At 65.8% G+C, this 22,863-nt stretch carries 15 protein-coding genes and 1 tRNA gene; 12 read left to right on the top strand and 4 right to left on the bottom strand.

The genetic code is table 11. The features are described from left to right. Positions 1–22 precede the first annotated feature (22 nt). The 8 genes from HMPREF2559_RS03095 (at position 23) to HMPREF2559_RS03060 (ending at position 13,955) form a co-directional block, all read left to right on the top strand. A complete protein-coding gene (locus HMPREF2559_RS03095) occupies positions 23–820 on the top strand; it encodes a hypothetical protein (RefSeq protein ID WP_066485491.1) in 798 nt (265 codons plus the stop codon). 57 nt (positions 821–877) lie between these two features. Then, on the top strand, positions 878–4,090 hold the full coding sequence (locus HMPREF2559_RS03090) for an ATP-dependent helicase (protein WP_082723166.1): 3,213 nt from the start codon (positions 878–880) through the stop codon (positions 4,088–4,090). Then, on the top strand, positions 4,080–7,304 hold the full coding sequence (locus HMPREF2559_RS03085; RefSeq protein WP_070539512.1) for an ATP-dependent helicase: 3,225 nt from the start codon (positions 4,080–4,082) through the stop codon (positions 7,302–7,304). The genes HMPREF2559_RS03090 and HMPREF2559_RS03085 overlap by 11 nt, the downstream gene beginning before the upstream one ends. A gap of 144 nt (positions 7,305–7,448) precedes the next feature. After that, on the top strand, positions 7,449–8,558 hold the full coding sequence (locus tag HMPREF2559_RS03080; protein ID WP_066485499.1) for a potassium channel family protein: 1,110 nt from the start codon (positions 7,449–7,451) through the stop codon (positions 8,556–8,558). Between the two features lie 5 nt (positions 8,559–8,563). Beyond that, on the top strand, positions 8,564–9,331 hold the full coding sequence (locus HMPREF2559_RS03075; RefSeq protein WP_230384195.1) for an NAD(+) diphosphatase: 768 nt from the start codon (positions 8,564–8,566) through the stop codon (positions 9,329–9,331). Then, positions 9,321–11,369: an ATP-dependent DNA helicase UvrD2 gene (locus HMPREF2559_RS03070; protein WP_066485503.1), complete on the top strand. Its 2,049-nt coding sequence runs from the start codon at positions 9,321–9,323 to the stop codon at positions 11,367–11,369. Before HMPREF2559_RS03075 ends, HMPREF2559_RS03070 begins: the two co-directional genes overlap by 11 nt. A 67-nt stretch (positions 11,370–11,436) precedes the next feature. Further along, positions 11,437–12,309 carry an endonuclease domain-containing protein gene (locus HMPREF2559_RS12685; RefSeq protein ID WP_141759150.1) on the top strand — a complete coding sequence of 291 codons (873 nt, stop codon included), beginning with the start codon at positions 11,437–11,439 and terminating at the stop codon, positions 12,307–12,309. Between the two features lie 245 nt (positions 12,310–12,554). Then, entirely contained in the window at positions 12,555–13,955 is a 1,401-nt protein-coding gene (locus tag HMPREF2559_RS03060) for a dicarboxylate/amino acid:cation symporter (protein ID WP_070539510.1), read from the top strand. A gap of 46 nt (positions 13,956–14,001) precedes the next feature. On the opposite strand, the gene HMPREF2559_RS03055 is transcribed toward HMPREF2559_RS03060, so the two are convergent. Further along, a complete protein-coding gene (locus HMPREF2559_RS03055) occupies positions 14,002–14,835 on the bottom strand; it encodes a hypothetical protein (RefSeq protein ID WP_066485519.1) in 834 nt (277 codons plus the stop codon). Positions 14,836–14,903: 68 nt separating this feature from the next. Between HMPREF2559_RS03055 and HMPREF2559_RS03050 the strand changes: the two genes are divergently transcribed. Next, complete coding sequence (locus HMPREF2559_RS03050) at positions 14,904–15,422, top strand: M48 metallopeptidase family protein (RefSeq protein ID WP_066485529.1); 519 nt, start codon at positions 14,904–14,906, stop codon at positions 15,420–15,422. Between the two features lie 36 nt (positions 15,423–15,458). On the opposite strand, the gene HMPREF2559_RS03045 is transcribed toward HMPREF2559_RS03050, so the two are convergent. Next, positions 15,459–16,835: a zinc-dependent metalloprotease gene (locus HMPREF2559_RS03045; protein WP_066485531.1), complete on the bottom strand. Its 1,377-nt coding sequence runs from the start codon at positions 16,833–16,835 to the stop codon at positions 15,459–15,461. A 93-nt stretch (positions 16,836–16,928) separates the two neighbouring features. On the opposite strand from HMPREF2559_RS03045, the gene HMPREF2559_RS03040 reads away from it, so the two are divergent. Next, positions 16,929–18,056, top strand: a complete 1,128-nt coding sequence (locus HMPREF2559_RS03040; RefSeq protein WP_066485533.1) for a YlbL family protein — start codon at positions 16,929–16,931, stop codon at positions 18,054–18,056. Between the two features lie 26 nt (positions 18,057–18,082). Here the strand turns inward: HMPREF2559_RS03040 and HMPREF2559_RS03035 are convergent, their stop codons facing one another. Next, positions 18,083–18,760: a hypothetical protein gene (locus tag HMPREF2559_RS03035; RefSeq protein WP_070539509.1), complete on the bottom strand. Its 678-nt coding sequence runs from the start codon at positions 18,758–18,760 to the stop codon at positions 18,083–18,085. Positions 18,761–18,821: 61 nt separating this feature from the next. Continuing rightward, positions 18,822–19,379, bottom strand: coding sequence for a PPA1309 family protein (locus HMPREF2559_RS03030; protein ID WP_066485535.1), 558 nt, complete (start codon positions 19,377–19,379; stop codon positions 18,822–18,824). Between the two features lie 124 nt (positions 19,380–19,503). Between HMPREF2559_RS03030 and HMPREF2559_RS03025 the strand changes: the two genes are divergently transcribed. Together HMPREF2559_RS03025 and HMPREF2559_RS03020 are read left to right on the top strand one after the other, a co-directional pair. After that, positions 19,504–22,473, top strand: a complete 2,970-nt coding sequence (locus tag HMPREF2559_RS03025) for a UPF0182 family protein (protein ID WP_066485539.1) — start codon at positions 19,504–19,506, stop codon at positions 22,471–22,473. 152 nt (positions 22,474–22,625) lie between these two features. Beyond that, a tRNA-Met gene (locus HMPREF2559_RS03020) sits at positions 22,626–22,702 on the top strand. The last annotated feature ends 161 nt before the right edge of the window (positions 22,703–22,863 follow it).

Here is a 22,863-nt window from a genome sequence, read left to right as displayed (position 1 = left end):
CTCAACTTCTAAGGATTCCCGCATGGCTCAGCCCGATGACCTCGTTCTCTATGCTTTCCGCGCGCCTGTGAAGGACGCCGCGCGCCCAGAGCACATGGGCTATGCCTGGGATAACGGCTGGCGCTACGGCGATGTTGTCTACTCACAGGCCGGGCCCTATGCTAGCTGGTCCGCGAAGGTCCGTGAGCGTCTCGCCGTGGCTGGCGCCCGCGTGGCCCGGCCTGTGCTCGCCACGAATGGCCGCCACACGGTGGGTGGCTGGAAGGCCACGAAATTCGTCGAGGGCCAGCTCGCGCGCCGCGTGGACGAGACCGCGCAGCTGGGACTGCGCGTCGAGGAGGCCCTCGCCACGGCGATGGTGCAGTTCAGCGGGCTCATTCTGCCGGCCCAGCGCGACGATGTTTTCGCGCGCGCCGAGCTCGCCGCGTGGGAGGAGACTGGTGAGGCCTACTCCGCCACCGAGGCCGAGCTTGCCGATGCCCCCGTGCTCGGCGTCGGCCACGCCGACCTGCTCGCCACGACCATCTTCGCTGGCGCCAATCCGCCCACCATCGTCGACATCGTGCCCACCGCGGCGCCGCGCCCGCGGGGCTATACGACGGCGCTCGTGTGCGTGGACGGGCTCATCAACGACGCGGTGGATCCGGGCATTTGCGATCGCTTCGCGTATATCGCGGGCTTCGACCATCTCCTCCTGCGTGCGGCGGCCTACCGTCGGCACGTTAATAACCTGCACCCCGCCGCGAGCGCGAACACGCGTGCGAAGATCTCGGAGGTGGAGGATCTTTTCGTGTCGCGGGTGAGTGGCACACTGGCTTAAGTTCAGATTGTCAGCCGCCACGCGGAGCGTCCGCAGGGCGGGAAAGGTGGGACCCGTATGAACGCGTATGACCCAACCGGCGCGGTGCGCACTGGCGTGCTGCTGCCGCCCTCGCCGGAGGTGCGGCTCATCCCCGCTGCCGTGGGATCCACGGCGGACCGCGAATGGGGCTTTGACCTGCCGGAGCGCGGCGCGTGGCGTGTGACGGGAGCCGCGGGCACGGGGGTGTCGAGCCTGCTCATCGATACCGTCATCGCGCGCATCGAGGCCGGTGCAGATCCGTCGGGCATCCTCGTCGTCGCACCCTCCAAGGAATCGGGCGCGCTGCTGCGCCGCGAGATCGCGCGCCGGCTCGAGGATTATGCGGCGGCGTCGACCATGGTCCGCTCCGTCCACTCGCTCGCCTTCGCACTGCTGCGCGGCGGCATGGACGATGAGCTGCGGCTTATCACCGGTGCGGAGCAGGACGCCGTCATCCGCGAGCTGCTCGCTGGCCACGTCGACGCGGGGGGCGTGGACTGGCCGGAGAGCGTGCGCCCGGCGCTCGGCATGGTGGGGTTTGCCCGTCAGCTGCGTGACTTCATGCTCCGCGCGCACGAGCGTGGGCTCTCGCCGGCGCGCCTGGAAGAACTGGGCACGCAGTGGCGGCGCCCCATGTGGGCGGCCGCTGGCCGGTTCATGCACGAATATGAAGAGGTCATGGCGCTCTCGGGCCGCAAGTCGCTTTCCGCCGCGGAGCTTGTCGCGATCGTCGCGGAGCAGCCGCAACTCACGGCGGAGCACCGCTGGCACACCGTCATCGTTGACGACGCGCAGCTGCTCGATCCCCTCTCCGGCGCCATGGTCACGGAGCTCGCGCGCTCGGCCGAGCTCGCCGTCGTGGGCGGCGACCCGGACCAGGCGGTCTTTGCCTTCCGTGGCGCGAATGAGGAATTCCTCGATGACTTTGCCACGGCGCTTCCCACCGTCCACGAGCTCGTGTTGGACGAGCCGCGCCGGCGTCCCGCGCCCGCGTGCATCGCGATCGCGGACTCGCGCGCGACGCAGCGCTACGTCGTCGCGGACGCCGTGCGCCGCCGCCACCTTGAAGACGGCGTGGCGTGGGGGGACATCGCCGTCATCGTGCGTGGCGGCGGAGAGATCGGCCAGGTACGCCGCACGCTGCTCGCCGCGGGCGTGCCCGTTCACATCAGCCCCACGGACGTCGTGCTCTCAGAGCAGCGCCTCGTCTCCGCGGTGCTGCAGGCTGTCCGGGCGCTCACGGATCCGCTCGACAACGTGGGACTCGAGGAACTCATCACCGGCCCTGTGGGTGGCGCGGATCCCGTGACGCTGCGCCGCCTCATTCGCGGCCTGCGCCGCTGGCGCCCCACGGTCCGCGGCATCGATTCGCTCCGCGAGGTCTTGGACGGCGAGCTGCCGGACTTCGGTGGTCTGCTCACCGGCCGCGAGCAGGCCATCCTCGAGCGCGTACGCGGCGTGCTCGACGCCGGACGCGCGGCACTGGACGGCAGCATCGAGGACGTGCTGTGGGCTGTATGGTCCGCGACGGGACTCTCGGACCGTCTCCAGGCCGCAGCGCTGCGCGGTGGTGCGACGGGTTCCCAGGCGGACCGCGACCTGGATGCCATGATGGCGCTCTTCGACGCGGCAGGCGACTACGCGGAGCGTTACCCGCACGCGCCACTCGAGTCCTTCCTCATCAGCATCGAGGAACAAGAGCTGCCCACCGGCGTGCGCGACCGCCGTTCCGCCACGCCACAGGCCGTGGAGGTCCTCTCCGCTCACGGCGCTGTGGGGCGCGAGTGGGATACCGTCGTGGTCATCGGCGCCCAGGAAGGAACGTGGCCGTCGCTGGGGGAGACCGGCTCCCTCTTCGGGCAGGAAGACCTCATCGACTACCTCGACGAGGGCATTGAGCCGGACGTCCCGGTGAGCCACCTCGCCGCGCGCCTGCAGGAGGAGCGTCGCCTCTTCCACGTCGCGACGTCGCGACACCGCGCGCGCCTGCTCATCGCCGCCATCGATGCTCCCGAGGGTGACGCGGTCTTCGAGCCCTCCCGCTTTATTGCGGAGTTCGCCGGTCAGGGACTCGACCTGCCCGGCCGCCTTGCGCGTCGGGAGGCGAACGAGCGCCTGCGCCGCACGGCCGTGGCGCGCGAGCTGGGGCTCAACGTGCCAGACGCGCCGGGCGCTGGAATGGCGGTCGGCGTGGATCTGCCGCGCCTCGTCCTCAAAGGTGGCGCGGGCGAGGAACCGGGCGAGCTCAATCCGCTCGTCACCTCTGTGCTGTCCGTGCCGTCCTTTGTTTCGCACCTGCGCCGGATCGTCTGTGACCCCGAGGCCGAAGAGACCCAGCGCGAGCAGGCCACCCGCCAGCTCGCGCGCTTGGCCCACGCTGGCGTGCCAGGTGCTGACCCGGCGCAGTGGTGGGGCGCCCGTGCGGTGGCATCGGAAGGCGAGCTGCGCATTCCGCCCACCGTCTCGCCCTCGCGCGTGGAATCTCTGCTGGCGTGTCCGCTCAACGCGGTGCTGGGCAACGTCGGCGAGGAGGAAGGCACGCCCATGGCGCTGCTGCGTGGTTCCATGGCGCACGCCTTCCTCGAGGCCCTCGGCCGCGGCGTTAACGCAGCGGAGGCCGCTGAGCTTACGCGCGGTGCGTTCGCGGAAATCCTCGATGTACCCGCGTGGAAGCGCGACTTTGAGCTCGCCCAGTTCGACCGGCTTCTCGAACGCACCCGCGCCTGGGTGGCGCAGACGCGCGGCGCCTTCGAACTCGTGGGCGTTGAGGTGCCCGTCCACGTCACCGTCGCCGAAGGCGTGACCATTCACGGCTATATCGACCGGTTGGAACGCGATCACGCGGACAACCCGGCGTATTACGTGGCGGATCTCAAGACCGGCAAGCACGCCGTGACGGGCCCCGAAGCCCAGGACCACGCGCAGCTGGCGACGTATCAGCTGGCCCTGGCCCACGGCACGCTCACGGAACGCAACGGCGAGGTCCGCGTGGCTGACGGCAAGGGACTCGAGCGTGGCGGCGGCGTGCTCTTCTACCCGGCGAGCGAGGCCAAGGACGTCACCGTGCGGGAGCAAGCCGCATGGGCGCCGGAGGAGCTGCAGGCCTTCGCGGATTACTTGCCGGGCCTCGTCCAGGAAATGCGCGGGCCACAGGTTACCGCGCGGATTAACCCCACGTGCGATAGCTGCCAGGTGCGCACCTTATGCCCGGTGCGCCCGGAAGGAAGGATGGTCACCGATGTCGACTAACTCCGAGATCCAGTTTGATCCCATCGAACTCGCGCGCGGCCTGGGCAAGAAGTTCCCGCCCACCGCGGAGCAGGCCAAGGTTATCGAGGGGCCGCTCGGCCCCAAGCTCGTCGTCGCCGGCGCGGGTGCGGGCAAGACGGAAACGATGGCCTCGCGCGTTATCTACCTCGTGGCCAACGGCCTGGTGCGCCCCGAACAGGTTCTGGGCCTCACGTTTACGCGCAAGGCGGCGCAGCAGCTCGAGCAGCGCATCCGCCGCCAGCTGCTCACGCTGCGTGGCTCAGGGCTCCTCGTGCCGGGCAGCCCGGCTTATGAGGCCGTGGAGAATGTGGCCGTGAATGTCTCCACGTACGACTCGTACGCGGGCGACCTTGTGCGCGAGTACGGCCTGCTCGTGCCGGTCGAGCCCACCGCGCGGATCATCACGGACGCGGAGCATTACGCGATTGCCCACGAAGTGGTCACCAACTGGGATGGGGAGCTCATCGCTCATGAGACGGTCTCCACGGTGGTCGCGACGCTGCTCGCGCTGTCCAACTCCATGGACTCGGCGCTGTCAAACCCTGCGGACATCGAGGAACACGAGCGCGCCTTCCGTCTGGAGCTCGCGAGCCTGGACAAGTCCCCGCGCTCGAAGAATGAGTACAGCCAGAACCTGGAGAAGTATCTTCACAAGCAGCGCCTGCGCGTGCAATACCTGCCGCTGCTGCGCCAGCTCAAGGAGCGTCAGGCCGAGCTGCGCGTGACCACCTTTAGCGAGCAGATGGCTGCCGCGGCCAAGCTCGCCACGGAGCACCCCGCGGTGGGCGCGCAGCAGCGTGCCCGCTACCGCGTGGTCCTCCTCGACGAGTACCAGGACACCTCGCATGCCCAGCGCGTGCTCCTGCGCGGCCTCTACGGCGGCGGCTATCACGAGGGCCTGTCGGTGACTGCCGTGGGCGACCCCATGCAGGCCATCTACGGCTGGCGTGGTGCCACGAGCGAGAACCTCGCCGCCTTCGTGGAGGACTTCCCGCAGGCGGATGGCTCGCCCGCGCCCAAGGACCAGCTCACCACGTCGTGGCGCAACCCCTCGCGGGTGCTTGATCTGGCCAATGACGTGGCGACCGGCGTCTTCGGCTCCGGCCCACGCCCGGTGGATCCGCTTTCCGCGCGTCCGGGCGCCGAGCCCGGCGAGATTCAGCTGGGCTACTTCGCGACGGAGGAAGAAGAGATCGCATTCGTCGCGGACCACCTGCGCACAAAGTACAAGGAAGCTGACGGCGGCGAGTTCCGCGCAGCCGTGCTTGTGCGTGCCAACGCGCATTCGGCCGCCATCGCGCAGGCGCTCGATGCGCGCGGCGTGCCCAACGAGATTGTGGGCTTGGGCGGACTTCTCTGGGAGCCGGAGATCCAGGACCTCGTGGCGCTGGCAACCATGCTTGTGCGACCGCAGGATACGGCGGCGGCGCTGCGCATCCTCGCCGGCCCTCTCGTGGGGCTGGGGCTGGAGGACCTATTGGCGCTCGAAGGCCGTGCGCGCAATCTCGCTGGCCTGCAGTCCGAGCGCGTGCGCTGGTCCGCGGATTCGGACCCCGTGGAGCACCTGCGCGCGGAGCTCGCTGAACTCATCGAGGAGGGCCCCGACCAGGTGCCGGGCCTGGGCGACGCGGTGGCCGACCTCGCCGAGCGCGAGCGCTACACCCCGGCGGGCCTGGCTCGCATTGAGGAGCTCGCCGCGAAGCTGCGTCACCTGCGCACGTACTCGCTGGGCAAGACCTTGGGCGATATCTTCGCCGACATCGAGGCGCTTTTCAATATCCGTACTGAGGTCCTTGCGCGCGGCAAGGCGGGCGGCACGACGCACCTGGACAGCTTTGCAGACGTCGTCGCTGGTTACACGGGCGCGAGCCTTACCGGCCTGCTCGACTACCTGGCGCTTGCGCGCGAGCACGAAAAGGGCTTGAAGCCTGGCGAGGTCCCCGTGCGCCACGACCGTGTGCAGATCATGACCGCGCACAAGGCCAAGGGCCTCGAGTTCCAGCACGTGTGCGTCCTCCATGCGGATTCGACGACGTATAAAGCGCAGGCCTCGACGTTCCTTACCGTCATGGAGAAGGTCCCGGGCGACGATGATGTCATCGACGCCGGGGACGCGACGCACCGCGGCGAATTCGAAAAGGCATGCAAGGCCTTCATCGAGGCCGACCGTCAGGGCCAGGCCGAGGAGGCCGCGCGTTTGTTCTACGTCGCGATGACGCGCACGGAGGAGACGCTCACCATCACCGGTTCCGGTACCAACCGCGCGAGGGGCAAGGCGAAGAAGGGCCCGTACGAGTACCTTGAGAGACTCCACGCGGCGCACCCGGATCTCGTCGTGCACTGGGAGGTGCCGGTGGATCCGGTTGAGCCTGCCGTCGACGACAGCGTGGCTGAAGGACGTTTCCCCGCGCTCGCCCCGCGGGCGGAGGTTCTCGCTGGCGCCGAGCGCGTTGCCGCAGCCATGGACGCCGCTGCGGACGGGGAGCTTCCGCCAGCGCGTGCCGGTGAGCTCTATGAGCAATGGGAGTCCGAGGCTTCTGCGCTCATCGAGGAATACGCCGCGCTGCAGGAGCCCGTCGTGGAGGTCGAGGTCCCCACGGAGCTAACAGCCTCGGACCTCGTGGCGATTTCGAAGGACCAGCTCATGTTTGCGCGCCGCCAGCGTCGCCCCGTGCCGTTTAAGCCGAATGTGTATGCCAAGCGCGGCACGGCGTTCCACGCGTGGCTCGAGGACCGCTTTGGCGGCGGTGAGCTCATCGGTGAAGAGGAGCTGCCGGGCATCGGCGAGCCGGTGCCGGAAGAAACACTGGAGGAGCTCAAGGACGCGTTCCTCGAGTCTGCGTGGGCGGACCGGACGCCGAACTACGTGGAGCAGGCCTTTGAAATCACCGTGGGCCACGCCGTGGTGCGCGGGCGCATGGACGCCGTCTTTGCGCAGCCGGACGGCAGCTGGCTCATCGTGGACTGGAAGACCGGCCGGCGTCCCACCGGCCGGGACCTGCACGACGCGGAGATCCAGCTTGCGGTCTACGCCGAGGCGTGGCGTCGCCTCGCTCGCGATGGCAAGCCCGTCGCGGCGGCGTTCCACTACGTCGCGGACAACGACACGTTCCAGCCGGAGGACCTGCCGCAAGGGGCGGAGCTCGCCGCGCTGCTTGAGGTTCGGCGTCCGCAGCGTGGCCGTCGCGCGTAATGAGCCGTGTTGAATAAGGAGTGAGAAGGTTGGTGAATCGTTGCGGCGCGACTAGGGTAAGGTAGCTGGTTTACTGTCTCTTATAGGTTTTCTGTCTTCGTGCAAGGAAGGTGTCTCGGCGTGGCTAACGGAAGAACCCGGCGCATGGGCCGGCGTCTCTCGCGACGCATCAAGGCGCAGGTTGAGCTCAACCACCTTCCGGATCACGGCCTGCTTGACGTCATCACCGTTCCGCACGCGCATACTGACAGCCCGTGGAAGTTGCTGGCGCGACGTTTGTGGTGGGCGTTATTACTGCTCATCTTTGTCACGCTCGTGGTCTACTTCGACCGCGACGGCTACTCTGAAAACCTGTCCATGCTCGACGCGGCGTATTACTCGTCCGTTTCGCTCACCACAGTGGGTTACGGCGATATCGTCCCGGTCTCGGCCGGAGCGCGCCTGGTTAACCTCATCATCATCACCCCTGCCCGCCTTATCTTCCTTGTTTTATTGGTCGGTACCGCGTTGTCGGTACTGACGGAAAAGACCCGCAAGACCGTTGAAATCCAGCGCTGGAGGAAAAACTTGAAGAACCACACCGTCGTCATCGGCTATGGCACCAAGGGCGCCGGCGCGGTCGCCGCACTGCTGGCGGACGGCGTGCCATCCAACCAGATCGTGGTCATCGACAATAACCGTGCGGCACTCGCCAACGCGGAGCACCACGGCCTGGTCACCATCTACGGCTCGGGTACCAAGCAAGATGTGCTGAAGATCGCCGGCGTCGAGCACGCGGGCTCCATCGTCGTGACACCGTCCACGGACGATACCGCGGTGCTGTGCACGCTCTCCGTGCGCGAGCTTGCGCCGCGGGCCAATGTCGTGGCGTCTGTCCGTGAGTCGGAGAACCGCCACCTGCTGCTGCAGTCGGGCGCGAACAACGTGGTGACCTCTGCGGAGACCGCCGGCCGCCTCCTTGGCCTGGCCACCGTCACGCCAAACGTGGTGGAGATGATGGAGGACCTGCTCTCCCCGAACGAGGGCTTCTCCGTTGCCGAGCGTCCCGTCCGCGACTTCGAGGTGGGCTCCAACCCGCGCCACCTCGCCGATATCGTGCTCGCCGTCCTGCGTAATAACGAGGTCCACCGCGTCGACACTAACGATGCCGCCGCGCTCAAGCCCGGCGACCGCTTGCTCTACATCAAGCATGACCTGCCGAGCGTCAACGATCCGCTCACGGACGATGACGAAGACGACGAGGATGATGATTAAAACCCATGACTAGCCAGGGGGAAGGCATGTTTCTGCTCGTCACCGCGCGCGGCCTCGTGGTCGCCCAACCGGACGGTGAAGCCGTCTGGCTACCCGAGCTTCCGGCCCTGCCTGGTGGTGGCGCAGCCACCGTCGGCCCGGCCGTGAAGATTGTGCCTGGCTACCACGTCGTCGAGGTCACCGGGGAATTCCTCGAGGCCCACCCCGGTTACGAAACGCTGCGTCCGGTGGACTTCGCCCACGACCGCGTCGTCACTCGCGGCGTAGCGCTGTGGCGCAACCGCAAGCTCAATAACTTCCACCCGTCCACGGGCGAGGAGCTCACCTATACCTCCGGCAATATCGTGGGCCGCACGCCCGCGGGCCTTGAGGTCTTCCCGCGTCTCGATCCCGCCGTCATCGGCGTCGTTACCCACCGCGAGTATCTGCTTCTCGGTCGCAACGCGCAACGCAGCGGCTTCTTCTCTCTGCCTGCCGGCTACGTCGATGTGGGGGAAACCCTCGAGGAAGCCTTTATACGCGAGGTGCTCGAAGAAACGGGGCGGCGCGTGCACGACGTCCGGTATTGGGGCTCGCAGCCGTGGGCGGCATCGGGAAGCATCATGCTCGGCTTCTGGGGCCAGACGAATGACCTTGAGCCCGTCGCTGAGACCGACGGGGAGCTTACGGAGATCCGCTGGGTGACCCGCGCAGAGCTGCCGCGCGTCCCGCTTGCGGCGCCCGGTTCGATCGCACACAGAATGATCATGGAGTGGTACAACAGTGGCGCTTGATTTGTCTGTCCTCGACGAGGACCAGCTAAAAGCGGCCCTCGCGCCGCGTGGCCCGGTGTGCATCCTAGCTGGTGCGGGCACTGGTAAGACCCGCACGATTACCTATCGCATCGCGCACCTCTGCGACGAAGGTATGGTGAGCCCCCAGCGCGTGCTCGCCGTGACCTTTACCAATCGCGCGGCGGGCGAGATGCGCGACCGTCTGCGCCAGCTGGGGGTGGGCGGCGTGCAGGCGCGTACCTTCCACGCGGCGGCCATGCGCCAGCTCAAGTACTTCTGGCCGCAGATTGTGGGCGACCTGCCGTGGAAGCTGTTGAGCAACAAGTTCCCGATGGTCGCGCGTGCCGTGCGCTCGGCGGGGCTGGAGCCGTCCACGGAAATGATCCGCGACATCATTGGCGAGATTGACTGGGCGAAGTCCTTCCTCGTCTCGGCCGACGCGTACCCGGCTGCCGCCGCGAAGTACCAGCGCAAGACTCCCTCGGACCCGGCGAAGGTCGCGCAGGCCTATCGCCGCTACGAGGAGATGAAGACGCAGCCGGAAGGCATGCTCTTGGATTTCTCGGACGTGCTCATCCATACCGCGGGCGCGATTGAGAACTCGCAAGGTGTTGCCGAGCAGTTCCGCGAGCAGTACCGCACCTTCGTCGTGGACGAGTATCAGGACGTCACGCCGCTCCAACAGCGCGTGTTGAATGCTTGGCTGGGGGAGCGCGACGACCTCACCGTGGTCGGTGACGCCAACCAGACGATTTACTCGTTCACCGGCGCAACTCCGGGCTTCCTGCTCGACTTCTCGCGCACATATGAAAACGCCACGGTGGTCAAGCTCCAGCGCGACTACCGCTCGACGCCGCAGATCACGGATCTCGCGAATGAGGTCATCGCTAAGGCACATGGCCGCATTGCGGGCACGCGTCTCCAACTCACCGGTATGCGTCCGGCGGGTCCGGAGCCGCAGTACCACGCCTACGAGTCCGAGCCGGCCGAGGCCCGTGAGGTCACCGGCCAGATTCTTACCCTGCTCAACGAGGGGGTGAAGGCCTCGGAAATCGCGATTCTCTACCGCACCAATGCACAGTCCGTCGCCTTTGAAGAAGCGCTTGCGGATGCAGGCGTGGTCTACCAGGTTCGCGGTGGCGAGGGCTTCTTCGAGCGCTCCGAGGTCCGCGAGGCCGTGGGCGAGCTCATCCGCGCTACCCGCCGCACGGACCTGCCCAATGACCCCGTGGCAATCGCGCGCGCGGCCTTTGCTCCGCTGGGCCTATCCGCTGCGGAACCGGACGGCGCTCAGGCACGCGAGCGCTGGCAGTCCTTGCGCGCGCTCGTGGGACTTGTGGAGCAGATCGTCCACGACGCCCCGGGCATCGACTTGCCAGGCGTATGCGTGGAGCTTCAGCAGCGCCAGGCCAATAAGCAGCCGCCCACCGTCGAGGGTGTCACGCTGTCCTCCATCCACGCCGCCAAGGGCTTGGAGTGGGACGCCGTGTTCCTCGTCGGTCTGCAGGAAGGCTCCATGCCCATTCGCCACGCCATCCGCGCGGGCGACGAGCAAGTAGAAGAAGAGCGCCGCCTCTTCTACGTTGGCGTGACCCGTGCCCGCATTCACTTGCAGTGTTCCTGGTCCCTGGCGAAGAACCCGGATTCCGCGCCCACGCGCAATCGCACGCGCTTCCTCGACGGCATCGTGCCGGAGCTGGAAGAGTCCCGCGGCAACCGTCGGACTTCCCGCGCCAAGCGCTGCCGCGTATGCCGCCTTGCCTTGGACACCCCGCACGAGAAGGCCTTGGGCCGCCACGAGCACTGCGACGGTGGAATGAGTGAGGACGTCTTCTCTTCGTTGCGCGCCTGGCGCTCAGACCGAGCCCGCCAGGACAAGGTGCCGCCGTACATCATCTTCAGCGACGCGACGCTTATGAATATCGCCGAAGCCATGCCCTCTGATTTCCCGGGGCTGCTCAGCGTGTCCGGTGTGGGCGCGACGAAGCTGGATAACTACGGCGCCGAGGTGCTGCAGATCCTGTCGAACTTCCGCTAGCGCGCGTTGGCGCGCTTCCCGGGTTAGGATGAACGGCACAACGCTCAATGCACAACTCGGGGGAGATATGAAGATCGTTTCTGGTCTCACGTGCCATCAGCTGCGCACACACCTTGCTGCAGGCACAATCACCGCCATCACGCGTGGTTTTCACGTGTGGGGTACGCCGACGCCTGTAGAACTCTTGCACGAGTTGCAGCGCCGCCATCCGGGCCTTGTCGCTACTGGGACGAGCGCGGCGCATCTCTATCTCGGACAGGAGCTCGAATTCCCTTTGAGCGTTGCATACGGGCAGAAATTGGGGCCGTCAGCTTTCTACACAGTCAAACGACGCTCACAGCGCACCCATGTGATCGTGGGTGACTTACGCGTGCATCATCCGCTGCTGGCTTTTGACACTGATACTCCTCGAGACCTCGCACTCGCAGCGCTGGAGCACCACTATGCCCACGCGCGCGGCCGGCGCCTGCTCGAACGCCACCGCAGTGGCTTCGAGCGACTTCCGCGTCATACCCACGGGTTGCTCACGCAGGCTGCCTTGTTCACGGACTCTGGGGCTGAAGCTAAGGTCGCGCGTGCACTGAAGGCTCGGGGAATGCGAGTGGACACCAATTTCTTTATCGGTGATTATCTATGGGATATCGTTCTCCCCGACATGCAGGTAGCGGTCGAAATTAACGGTTTCGAGTTTCACTCCAAGCCCGACGCCGTCGTGCGCGCCCATTGGAAGAACAATGATGCTGTCCTTCGCGGTTGGACCACGTTGCGCTACACAGGCACGTGCGTCGCGCACCATCTTGGCGATGTCGTGGAACAAATCGCCACGGCGAAGTCTCCCAATCTAGCCGGCCGGCTTCACCGCATGGTGACGCGATGGCACCACTATTTCACCCGTCAGTACGACGACCCTTGGGGCGCTCGCATCGGTCCGACCGGCTAGCGGAGTATGAGATCTACGTCCAGCACATATAGAGGCGCTTTCGCCGGTGTGGCGAGGGGCTTATATGTGCTGGAGGGATTTTTGGGGGAAGCTGCCGTGCGAGCGACTGTGACGAACATCGCTCCGCATTGGTGGAATGCGCACGAGGGGTTAGGCTGTTGTACCGAAAGTAAATAAACCGATCGGTCTAAAATTTATAGCCGAGACGGTTCAATAATGTACAAAGCTGTTTAAAGGAACTCCTCATGAGTAACACCACCACTGCGAACGCGCAGCCGCAGGAGACCAAGCGCGGACTGCCGGGCTGGGCCACCGGCTTCGGCGCGCAGGTCATCGCGGGCCTTATCATCGGCCTCATTCTGGGCTTTATCGCATCCGGCATGGACGCCGGCCGCGCCGAGGACGACGCCAGTTGGCTGACGACGACGCTCACAGGCATCGGCTCGGCGTACGTCCAGCTGCTCAAGGTCATGGTCCCGCCGCTCATCTTTGCCGCGGTCGTTACCTCCGTGGCGAACCTGCGCAAGGTCACCAACGCGGCCTCGCTCGCCATTTCCACGCTCGTGTGGTTCGCCATCACGGCGTTCTTCTCCGTACTCGTCGGCATCCTGGTCGCCGTCGTTCTCAAGCCAGGTGTGGGCACCTCCGTCGATGCAGCTACCGCCGCCGACCCGTCGCACGTCGGCTCGTGGACCGCATTCCTGCAGTCCATGCTGCCCAGCAACCTCATCGGCTTGGGTGCATCCTTTAGCGATGGCGAGGTCTCCCTGAGCTTTGGCGCGCTGCAGCTGCTCGTTATCTCCCTGGCCATCGGCATCGCTGCTGTGAAGGCTGGCAAGGCCGCGGACCCGTTCTTGCGCTTTACCGAGTCCTTCCTCAAGGTCATCCAGGTCATCCTGTGGTGGATCATCCGCCTGGCGCCGATTGGCACCGCGGCTCTTATCGGCAAGGCCGTCGCGACCTACGGCTGGGACGCCCTTGGCTCCCTGGGCAAGTTCGTGCTCGCTATGTACATCGGCCTGGCACTCGTCCTCGGCGTCGTCTACCCGGCGGTGCTCAAGCTCAACGGCCTGTCCGTTTTTGGTTTCTACAAGCGCGTGTGGCCGGTCTTCTCGCTGGGCTTCGTGACCCGTTCCTCCATGGGGGTCATGCCCGTGACGGAGCGCGTCACCGAGCGCGCCATGGGCGTGCCCAGCGAGTACGCTTCCTTCGCCATCCCGCTGGGTGCGACGACCAAGATGGACGGCTGCGCCTCCGTCTATCCGGCCGTCGCCTCCATCTTCGTGGCACAGTTCTACGGCATTGACCTGACGCTCACGCAGTACCTGCTCATCATCTTCGTCTCCGTCATTGGCTCGGCTGCTACGGCTGGCACGACGGGCGCGACCGTCATGCTCACCCTGACGCTGTCCACCCTGGGCCTGCCGCTCGCCGGCGTCGGCCTGCTGCTCGCCATCGAGCCCATCATCGACATGGGCCGCACCGCGGTCAACGTCACCGGCCAGTCGCTCGCCGCCACCATCGTGGCCAAGCGTGCCGGCATCTGGGACAAGGACACCTGGGACGCTGCCGAAGATGGCGTTGCGGGCATCCTCGACCCGGAGTCCGCAGAGGATGCAGAGGACGCGGCTCTCGTCCGTTCCTAATACATCGCGCACCGCCCCGGCCGCACAAGGCCGGGGTTTGTGCGTTTTAGGCTTCCGCCTGGAAGCACGCCGGGCAGCGCGCATGCGGCTCAAGGAACTGCTGGTGCGTGCGGCCAAAGACGTCAATCTCGCGTACCTCGCCGGGCATCCAGCGCACCGGTGTCGCGCCGGGCAGGCCTGGCCTTCCCACGAGGTGGCGCGCGGCGGCCACGATGTGCGCGACACCGGCCAGCGCCACGAGGGAGTCAAGCGAGTCTGTGGGATGCCGCTGGTCCGTCACCGTGACCCAGTGCGGGTCCGCGTCCGTGCGGTGCAGGCTAAAGCACAGCGGGCAAGGCCCCTTGCCGTGCGTGTGGAAGGGACCCAGCAACACGCGGGTATCGAAGGTCGTGACCGGCAGCCACGTGCTGGGCATCGAGCGGATAATCCGCGCGAGCATGGCCATGTGGCGGTCCTCGTCGATGCACAGGACGGGCACGTCCGGGTCGATGCGCTGCACGTAGTGTGCGGTGAGCTCGCCTAATCGTGGCCGACGCACGCGGAAGCCATCCGCGCGCAGCGCATCGCAGACCTGTAGAGCAAGCGGAGACATACCCAGCACGTAGATGGCGTCCGGCGGACGTAGCGGCTGCCACAGACCAAAGGACACGAGCTCGTCCACGAGGCTTGGAGCGCCGTCGCCCACGCCTGCCGCGCGCAGCTGATAAACGAAGCGCTCGCGCGAGACCGAACCATCGAGCTGGCGCAGCGCACGGGCCACGGCGGCGGCATCGGCGACTTCGATAAGCCCCGCGCGCGTCGCGTCGAAACCGAACTGGATGGCGCCGGGATCGCGCACAATAATGCGGACCCCGGGCGTGCGGCGATACAGAACCCCCATGACACTTCCCCCTAGCGTTTAAACAGTGCGACTGCGAGTCTAGCTGAGCCAGCGGTAGACTGCCCGCTATGGAAGAAAGCGCACGTCCGCCGGTCAAAGTCATTCGCTCCGCCCGGCGCCGCCGCACCATCGAGGCGCGGTTTAAAGGCCGCGTGCTGGAGGTCCGCATCCCCGCGCGCCTATCCAAGGCCGAGGAGGAGCGCGCCGTGGAGGACATGCTGGCGCGCGCCATGAAGAAGCGCAAGGTCGCCCCGCTTTCCGATGCCGCCCTTAGCGACCGCGCCGCACGTCTCAACGCCGAAATCCTCGAGGGCCACGCGCAGTGGACGTCTATCCGATGGGTGGGGAATATGACCACGCGCTGGGCGAGCTGCACAACGTCCACGGGCGCGATTCGTGTGAGCGATCGGCTTCAGCACGTGCCCGATTATGTGCTGGATGCGGTGCTCGTCCACGAACTCACGCATACCTTTGTGCCCAACCACAGCCGCGAGTTCTGGGAGTGGGCGGACCGCGCGCCGCGTGCCGAGCGTGCGAAAGGCTTTCTCGAGGCCTACCAACGCTTCGGGCCGGGCGGCGAGCGCTAGCTCAGCCATCCGGCCCGGGGCAGGGGAGAGGTACGACTACTCGTCGTCCTCGGGGTCCTTGTCCTTCTCTTCGGCGCCACCCTCACCGCGGAGCATCTCCTCGAGCTTCGCGAACTCGGCCTCGAAGTCATCTGCCGGGGCGTCATCGAGCAGCGTATCGATGAACTCGGCCGGGTTCTCGATGTTTTCTGCAGTCGGCAGGAAGTCCGGGTGGTCCCAGGCCGTATCGCGCTTGGTGGAGCCCACCGCGATGGTGGAGCGGCGCCACAGCTCGGCGGCCTTGGCAATCTGCGGGGCACCGATCTCGATGCCCACGACCTTGCTCAGCGCGTGCTCGGCCGAGCCGCCGGAGGCGATGCGGCGCGCCCACGCGGAATTCATGGTCGCCACGGACGGAATGCGCTCCGTGAGCGCCTCGGTGACGACGACGTCGACCCAGCCCTCGACGAGCGCGAGGAGGGTTTCCAGGCGCGTGGTGGCGGACGCGTTGCGCGAGGTGATGCGTGGCGTGAGGTCCATTCCCTGCAGCTTGGCCATCGCGTCCTGGATGGCCTGCGGGTCGCCGGACTCGAGGTTGAGCTCACGCGTGGCTTCCTCGATGTGCGAGGTGTCGATGACCAGGCCCACGGCGTATTCCTCCACGGCGGAGACGACACGCTCGACAAGCCACGGCACGTGGGTGAACAAGCGCTGGCGGGCGGCCTCGCGGGCCGCGATGTAGACGAGGATTTCCTGCGCCGGGACCGTGAGATCGCGCGAGATGGCCTCGATATTCTTCGGCAGTAGCGCCGTCACACCAGCCGGGGAGACCGGCAGGCCGAAGTCTGCGCCCGTGATGGCGGACTTGGCGAGCTCGGCCAGCGAGCCACCCAGCTGCATGCCGGTGTTCATGCCGGACATCTGGCGCATCATATTCGCCATCGGGCCCATCATCTCGCGGGCTTCCTCCGGCATGGATTCGAGCTGTGCCTCATTCATATGCTCCGCAACCGGCGTCACGAGACGCTGCCAGATGGGCATGGTGTTCTCGAGCCAGTCCTCCGAGCTCCATGCGGCGACGCGCCCTCCTGCGGTGGGCAGCGCGGTGGCATCGTCAAGCCAGAGCTCCGCCAAGCGCACGGCCTCCTCGACGGCGCGGACATCCGCGTCCGAGGGCTTGGCCGTGGTGCCGAGCTGCTGGCGCGCGATGCGCTGCGCCATCTCGAAGTTCACGGGGCCGGAATTCTCCGGGTTATTCATGGACGAGCCCATGCCGGAGAGCATCTGGCCGAACTGGTTGAGCATGTCGCCCAAGCCACCGGCGCCAGGGCCGCCGAATCCAAACGCACCAAACGGGTTGTCGCCGCGGCGGTTGTTGTCATCGTCGTCGTCGCCATTGTTGTTGGGGAAGGAAAAACCGAATCCATTGCTCATGCCTTCCCAATGTACCGGCCCAGGCGCGGCAGATGGGTCGCATGCAGTCTCGAAATACAACGCTTTGAGCGATCACGGGTAGGCTGTTCATTCGTGAATTCAGCATCGAAGCGCCGCCTGCGGACTGTGACCTGGGGAGCCATCCCTGTTCTCGTGCTCGCTGCGGCCGTGAGCCTCGACCACGTTCCCGGCACGGATATCTCGCTCACCGTGCCTTATGCTGCCGAGGGCCCCGGTCCCACCGTGGATACGCTCGGCGAGGTTGAGGGCGTCCAGGTCGTCGACGTCGAGTCGACGGAAGGCAAGACTGAGGTCGAGCAGCCCAAGGGCCAGCTCAATATGACGACGGTCTCGGTGCGCACCAACATGTCGCTCGCGCAGGTCATCGCGCGCTGGGCCTCGACGGATGACACCATCGTCCCCGTCGAGCAGATCATCCCGCAGGATATGACGCAGGAAGAAGTCACTGAGGCCAACGAGGCCCAGTTCACCCAGTCCGAGTCTGCCGCGACCGTCGCCGCGATGGACTACCTGGGCAAACCCGTGGAAATTGTCGTTGCCAAGGTTATGGATGACGCCGCGGCCGCAGGAGCCCTCGAAGCCGGCGATATCCTCACCTCCGTCGACGGGCAGGCCGTCTCCAAGCCGGAGGAAGCGCAGAAGCTCATCCAGGCCAAGGCGCCGGGCGACGAGGTAAAACTCGGCTTCAAGCGCGCGGCGGATGAGTCCGCGCAGCCGGATGACAAGGCCGACGCTGCCAAGGACGCCAAGGAGCAGACTGCGACCGTGACGCTCGGCGAGAACCCGAATGACAAGAAGAAGGCCCTGCTTGGCATCCTCATGTCCTCCCAGCCGGTCACCGACGTCGAGGTCACCTACAACCTGCAAGACATTGGCGGACCTTCGGCCGGCATGATGTTCTCGCTCGCCGTCATCGACAAGCTTTCGCCCGGCGACCTCACCGGCGGTCACTTCGTGGCGGGCACCGGCACCATCGCCGAGGATGGCACGGTGGGCCCCATCGGCGGCATCGTGCACAAGGTGCGCGCGGCGCGCGACGCGGGCGCGGAACTCTTCCTTGCGCCCAGCAGCAATTGCGCGGAAGCCATGAGCCGCGATACCGGCGACATGGTCATTGCGTCAGTGGACACCATCGCGGATTCCGTCGCAGCTATGGACGCCTTCGCCCACGGCGGCGAGGTAAAGACCTGCCAGCCTTAACCCGCCGACTTTCATGGCGCGGTCGGTTATTCTTCCGCGGCGTCGACGCCGTCGAGGAGGCCGAGCTCGCGGATCTTGTCCTTGGGATCCTGCTCGTCGGTGCTCGTCATCTGCTGCATGACGAGGCCCTCGTCATTGTCGACGACCGTGATGATGGCGGTGGAGCCGAACATCGTCCAACCCACGAGGCGCACGTCATCGTTGTAGAGCAGGCGCGAGGACTTGAGCTCCTCGAGCAGCTGCGTCGTCTGCGCGGCCTTGGTCTCGGATTTAGAGAACTGGAACTGGCCGACCTCGGGGCCTGAGCAGTTGTAGGAATCCTTGAGTCCCGCGCTGTCGCATTCCTCTAGCTCGTTGAAGAACGAGCGGGGCGCTAGCGTGCCAAAGATGTCCGCGACATCTTCCACGGAGTCCGCGCGCGAGGAGCGCGACGCCGAGGACGTCGTGGTGGCGCTGGAAGAAGACGGCTCTAAGGACTCAGATGCCGAAGACGTCGCGGAAGTCGACGCGGAGGTCGTCGCCGCGGGCGACGAGGTGCTCGACGCCGACGTGGAGGTCACAGTGGGGGACGCAGGAGCGGCGGGGGCGGGGGTCTCCGGCGGGGGGTCGGCGGGGTCATCGGAGCCGCAACCAACGAGGAGGGCAGGGATGAGCGCGACCGTGGCGAGACGGGCGAGCGAGTGGGCGGCGGAAACGTGGCGCACGAGAGCCTCCTGAGACGAGTTGTCCTGTGAGTGAAGTCTTCTATCAGTCTAGAGGACGCGGCTAGTAAAGCTCCTCGGGATCCTGCTCTAATCCGTAGCGCAGCGCCGCGATGACGCCGGGGGCGACCTGAGGACCGCCGCGCAGCTGGATCTCGTCCTGGGCGAAGGGGCCTGCGGCCTCGAGCTCTTCCTCGGTGGGGCGCAGCTGCAGCAAGGTCTGTTCAATTCCTTCCTCACGCAGGACGCCGGAGTAGAGGCGCGCCGGGCGTGGGGCGTCGGTTGGCGCCGACGCGACACTAGCCGACGCGTCGTGAGACGCGGTGTCGCGGAAGAGGATCTCCTGGGCGAGGATGACGCCGGCGACCTCGGCTGGCCAGGCCAGGCGCGAGACATAATCCGCGAGCTGCTCCGAGCCGGCCTCGATATTGTCCGGCAGATCGTTTTGCACGACGAGGGTCAGCGGCGAGTCATCGAGGGAGTCGAGCGCGTCGACGAGCAGCTCGGAGGGCACGAGGGCGAAGAGGGTAGGGGCGGCGTCCCAGCCCTCTGCGTGGACGAATTCGACGGCCTCGCGCATGGCCTTATTGAGCGCCTGCTGATTGGGGGAGAGGGAACTCATTGATGACCTCATTCGTTAATGCTGTGTTACTTCCTTAAGCTGGAAGACTATACCGTTTGCTCATCTCTTCGATAACTGATTGGAGTTGGCGTTGTCCACCGGACTCACACGACCCAATGCCCCCATGCGACGGCCATCCCGGCTGTTGGCCTGGACCGTCACCATTCTTGGTCTCCTCTTCTTTGTAGGCCCGCTGCTCGTGGGCTTCTACACGGACTGGAAGTGGTTCGGTGCGATTGATTATCGCGGCGTCTTCACCACGACGGTGCTCGCACGCCTCGCGATCTTCTTCGTCACCGCGATCATCGCGGGACTCATCACGTGGGCCGCGGCGTGGTTCGTGTGGCGCGGACGTCCGGACGACCTCGACCTGGGTGATCTCAACTCGCCGGTCTACGCCTACCGCCAGTCCATTGAGAAGTCCATGGGCGCGTTCCTGCGCGTGCTGCCTCTCCTCGTCGGCATCGTCGCCGGTTTCCTGGCCCAGTCCAACTGGCGTGCGGTCATGCTGTTTATCAACCGACAGTCCTTCGGCGTGGACGATCCGCAGTTCCACATGGATCTGGGCTTCTACGCCTTCCAGCTGCCGGTCTACCAGTTTGTGATCTCCACGCTCTCGCTGCTCACCATGCTCGCGTTCCTCATCGCGCTCGTGGGCCACTACGTGCTGGGCGGCATCCGCATTGGCTCCCGCCCGGCGGGCGTGCGCGGCTCCGTCTCACCGGCGGCGCGCAAGCAGCTGGCGATTACCGGCGGCATCTGGATGCTCCTCGAGGTCGCTGGCTACTGGTTTGAGCGCTACGAGCTGCTGTACAGGGACAACTCCATCTTCACTGGTGCCTCCTACACCGATATCAATGCGTACCTGCCGGCGAAGATCATCCTCATGGTCATCGGCGTCTTCGTGGCCATCGCGTTCTTCATGGCCATCGTGATCAAGGACCTGCGCATTCCGGGCCTAGCCGTCGTGCTTATGCTCGTCTCCTCCGTCGTCATCGGCAACGTGTGGCCGGTGCTCATGCAGCGCTTCTCCGTCGACCCGAACCGTCAGGCGAAGGAAGCGGAATCGATTACGCGCAATATCGAGTCCACGAAGTATGCCTACGGCATTGGCGATGACAACGTGACCTACGAGAACAACTGGGGCGCGAAAGGCGCGTCGGACGAGGCCGTGGCTTCGGACGAGGCGACGATCAATAACCTGCGTCTGCTCGACCCGGACATCCTGGGCGAGACCTTTACCCAGATGCAGCAGCTGCGCAACTTCTACGGCTTCCCGGACACGCTCGAGATGGACCGCTACGAGATCGACGGCGAGATGCGCGACTTCGTGGTCGCCGCCCGCGAGCTTGACCCCAACGCGCTGAGTGAAAACCAGCTCAACTGGATTAACCGCCACACCGTCTACACCCACGGCAACGGCTTCATTGCGGCCGAGGCCAACAAGGTCGACGAGGTCGCCCGTGACGCCGGCTCCACCCGTGGTGGCTACCCGGTCTTTACCGTCTCTGACCTCCAGACCAAGGCCGGCAAGGAGGCCGAGGGTGAGGGTGAGACCAAGGACGCCGAGTCCTCCTTGGGCATCAACGTCGAGGAGCCGCGCATCTACTTCGGCCCCGTCATCGCCTCGGCGCGCGACGGCCGTGACTACGCCATCGTGGGCAAGACAGGTAACGAGTCCGTCGAATACGACACGGACCAGTCCACCTACACCTATGAGGGCTCCGGCGGCGTCGGCATCGGCAATATCGTCGACCGCACGGCGTACGCCCTCAAGTACGGCGAGATGAACTTCCTGCTCTCTGATCGCGTCGGTGCGGAGTCCAAGATTCTCTACGAGCGCGACCCGCGTCAGCGCGTCGAGGAAGTCGCCCCGTGGCTCACCACCGACTCGAAGACCTACCCGGCCGTCATCGACGGCCGTATCAAGTGGATCGTCGACGGCTACACCACGCTGTCCAACCTGCCGTACTCCCAGCGCACCTCGCTCGCGGATGAGACGCAGGACGCGCTCAGCCCCGACGGCACGACGCAGCGCCTCATCAACGACCAGGTGGGCTACATTCGCAACTCCGTGAAGGCCACCGTCGACGCGTATGACGGCTCGGTCTCCCTCTACGAGTTCGATACCGAAGACCCCGTCCTCAAGGCTTGGGAGGGCGTCTTCCCGGGCGTTGTGAAGCCGAACTCTGAGATCTCTGAGGAGCTGCGCGACCACCTGCGCTACCCGGAGGACATGTTCAAGGTCCAGCGCAACCTGCTGGCCCGCTACCACGTCTCCGATCCGGGCGTCTTCTTCAACAACGACGCGTTCTGGTCCGTCCCGCAGGATCCCAATGCCGCCGAGGGCACCAACGCGCTGTCTCAGCCGCCGTACTACGTCATGGCCGCTGATCCGGAGACGAAGAAGCCGAGCTTCCAGCTCATCACCACCTTCCGTGGCTTGAAGCGTGAGTTCCTCTCCGCCCACATGTCCGCGTCCTCGGACCCGGACAATTACGGCAAGATCACCGTCCGCGTCCTGCCCACGGACACGCAGACGCTTGGCCCCAAGCAGGCCCAGGACGCCATGATGTCCTCGGACCAGGTCGCCCGCGACCGCTCGCTATGGGAGTCCACGAACCAGCTGCAGAACGGCAACCTGCTTGCCCTCCCCGTCGGCGACGGCGAGCTGCTCTATCTCGAGCCCATCTACTCCAAGCGTAAGAACCAGGAATCCGCGTTCCCCAAGCTCCTGCGCGTGCTCGTGTCCTACAAGGGCTCCATTGGTTACGCGCCCACCATCTCTGAGGCGCTCAGCCAGGTGGGCATCGACCCGAAGGCTGCTCAGGACATCGAGGAGATCGACGGCGACACCGGTTCCACCGACGCTCAGCCTTCCGATGCCCCCACCTCCGGCGATGCCGACAAGGCAATCACCCCCTCGGCTCCGGCGTCCGCGCCGGCGAGCTCCAACGAGGGTGAGGCCATCAACGCCATCAACGACGCGCTCAAGGGCATCGAGGACGCCCGCGACGGCTCCCACGAGGAGTACGGCAAGGCTCTCGACAAACTCGACAAGGCGGTCAAGGAGTACCAGAACCTCAACAAGTAAGCGCTACCCCGCGTGAAACCATCGCCAGGGTTCCCTTTTATACGGGATGCCCTGGCGATTTTGTCTAGTCGGAGACGGTATGTATAGTTACAGGGGTCGCCACGGAGGGCGCAAGCCTTCCAGTCGATAGTGAAACTCTTTGTTTCACGCGTCGCGGGGTGGAGCAGCTCGGTAGCTCGCTGGGCTCATAACCCAGAGGTCGTAGGTTCGAATCCTGCCCCCGCTACCAACTTCCAAGCCCCTACCAGGAGAAACACTGGTAGGGGCTTTAGTTATTTCTCTTAAGGCGCACGTCCTGGGACTCAAATCGGGACTTTAGCGATGGCATTTTGTCACTTAAGCCGGTTTGGAAGTGATGGGGTTAAGTGACAATTTTCGATTTTGTGACCT

Origin of the sequence: Corynebacterium sp. HMSC072G08, assembly GCF_001809185.1 — a bacterium.
In the GTDB taxonomy this organism is placed as follows: Bacteria; Actinomycetota; Actinomycetes; order Mycobacteriales; family Mycobacteriaceae; genus Corynebacterium; species Corynebacterium phoceense.
This window is presented reverse-complemented; position numbering and strand designations above follow the sequence as displayed.

What these genes read in the sequence shown, in the direction of transcription:
- HMPREF2559_RS03095 (WP_066485491.1), top strand. Translation starts at nt 23, where the DNA reads ATGGCTCAGCCCGATGACCTCGTTCTCTATGCTTTCCGCGCGCCTGTG.
- HMPREF2559_RS03090 (WP_082723166.1), top strand. Translation starts at nt 878, where the DNA reads ATGAACGCGTATGACCCAACCGGCGCGGTGCGCACTGGCGTGCTGCTG.
- HMPREF2559_RS03085 (WP_070539512.1), top strand. Translation starts at nt 4,080, where the DNA reads ATGTCGACTAACTCCGAGATCCAGTTTGATCCCATCGAACTCGCGCGC.
- HMPREF2559_RS03080 (WP_066485499.1), top strand. Translation starts at nt 7,449, where the DNA reads ATGGGCCGGCGTCTCTCGCGACGCATCAAGGCGCAGGTTGAGCTCAAC.
- HMPREF2559_RS03075 (WP_230384195.1), top strand. Translation starts at nt 8,564, where the DNA reads ATGACTAGCCAGGGGGAAGGCATGTTTCTGCTCGTCACCGCGCGCGGC.
- HMPREF2559_RS12685 (WP_141759150.1), top strand. Translation starts at nt 11,437, where the DNA reads ATGAAGATCGTTTCTGGTCTCACGTGCCATCAGCTGCGCACACACCTT.
- HMPREF2559_RS03060 (WP_070539510.1), top strand. Translation starts at nt 12,555, where the DNA reads ATGAGTAACACCACCACTGCGAACGCGCAGCCGCAGGAGACCAAGCGC.
- HMPREF2559_RS03055 (WP_066485519.1), bottom strand. Translation starts at nt 14,835, where the DNA reads ATGGGGGTTCTGTATCGCCGCACGCCCGGGGTCCGCATTATTGTGCGC.
- HMPREF2559_RS03050 (WP_066485529.1), top strand. Translation starts at nt 14,904, where the DNA reads ATGGAAGAAAGCGCACGTCCGCCGGTCAAAGTCATTCGCTCCGCCCGG.
- HMPREF2559_RS03045 (WP_066485531.1), bottom strand. Translation starts at nt 16,835, where the DNA reads ATGAGCAATGGATTCGGTTTTTCCTTCCCCAACAACAATGGCGACGAC.
- HMPREF2559_RS03030 (WP_066485535.1), bottom strand. Translation starts at nt 19,379, where the DNA reads ATGAGTTCCCTCTCCCCCAATCAGCAGGCGCTCAATAAGGCCATGCGC.
- HMPREF2559_RS03025 (WP_066485539.1), top strand. Translation starts at nt 19,504, where the DNA reads ATGCGACGGCCATCCCGGCTGTTGGCCTGGACCGTCACCATTCTTGGT.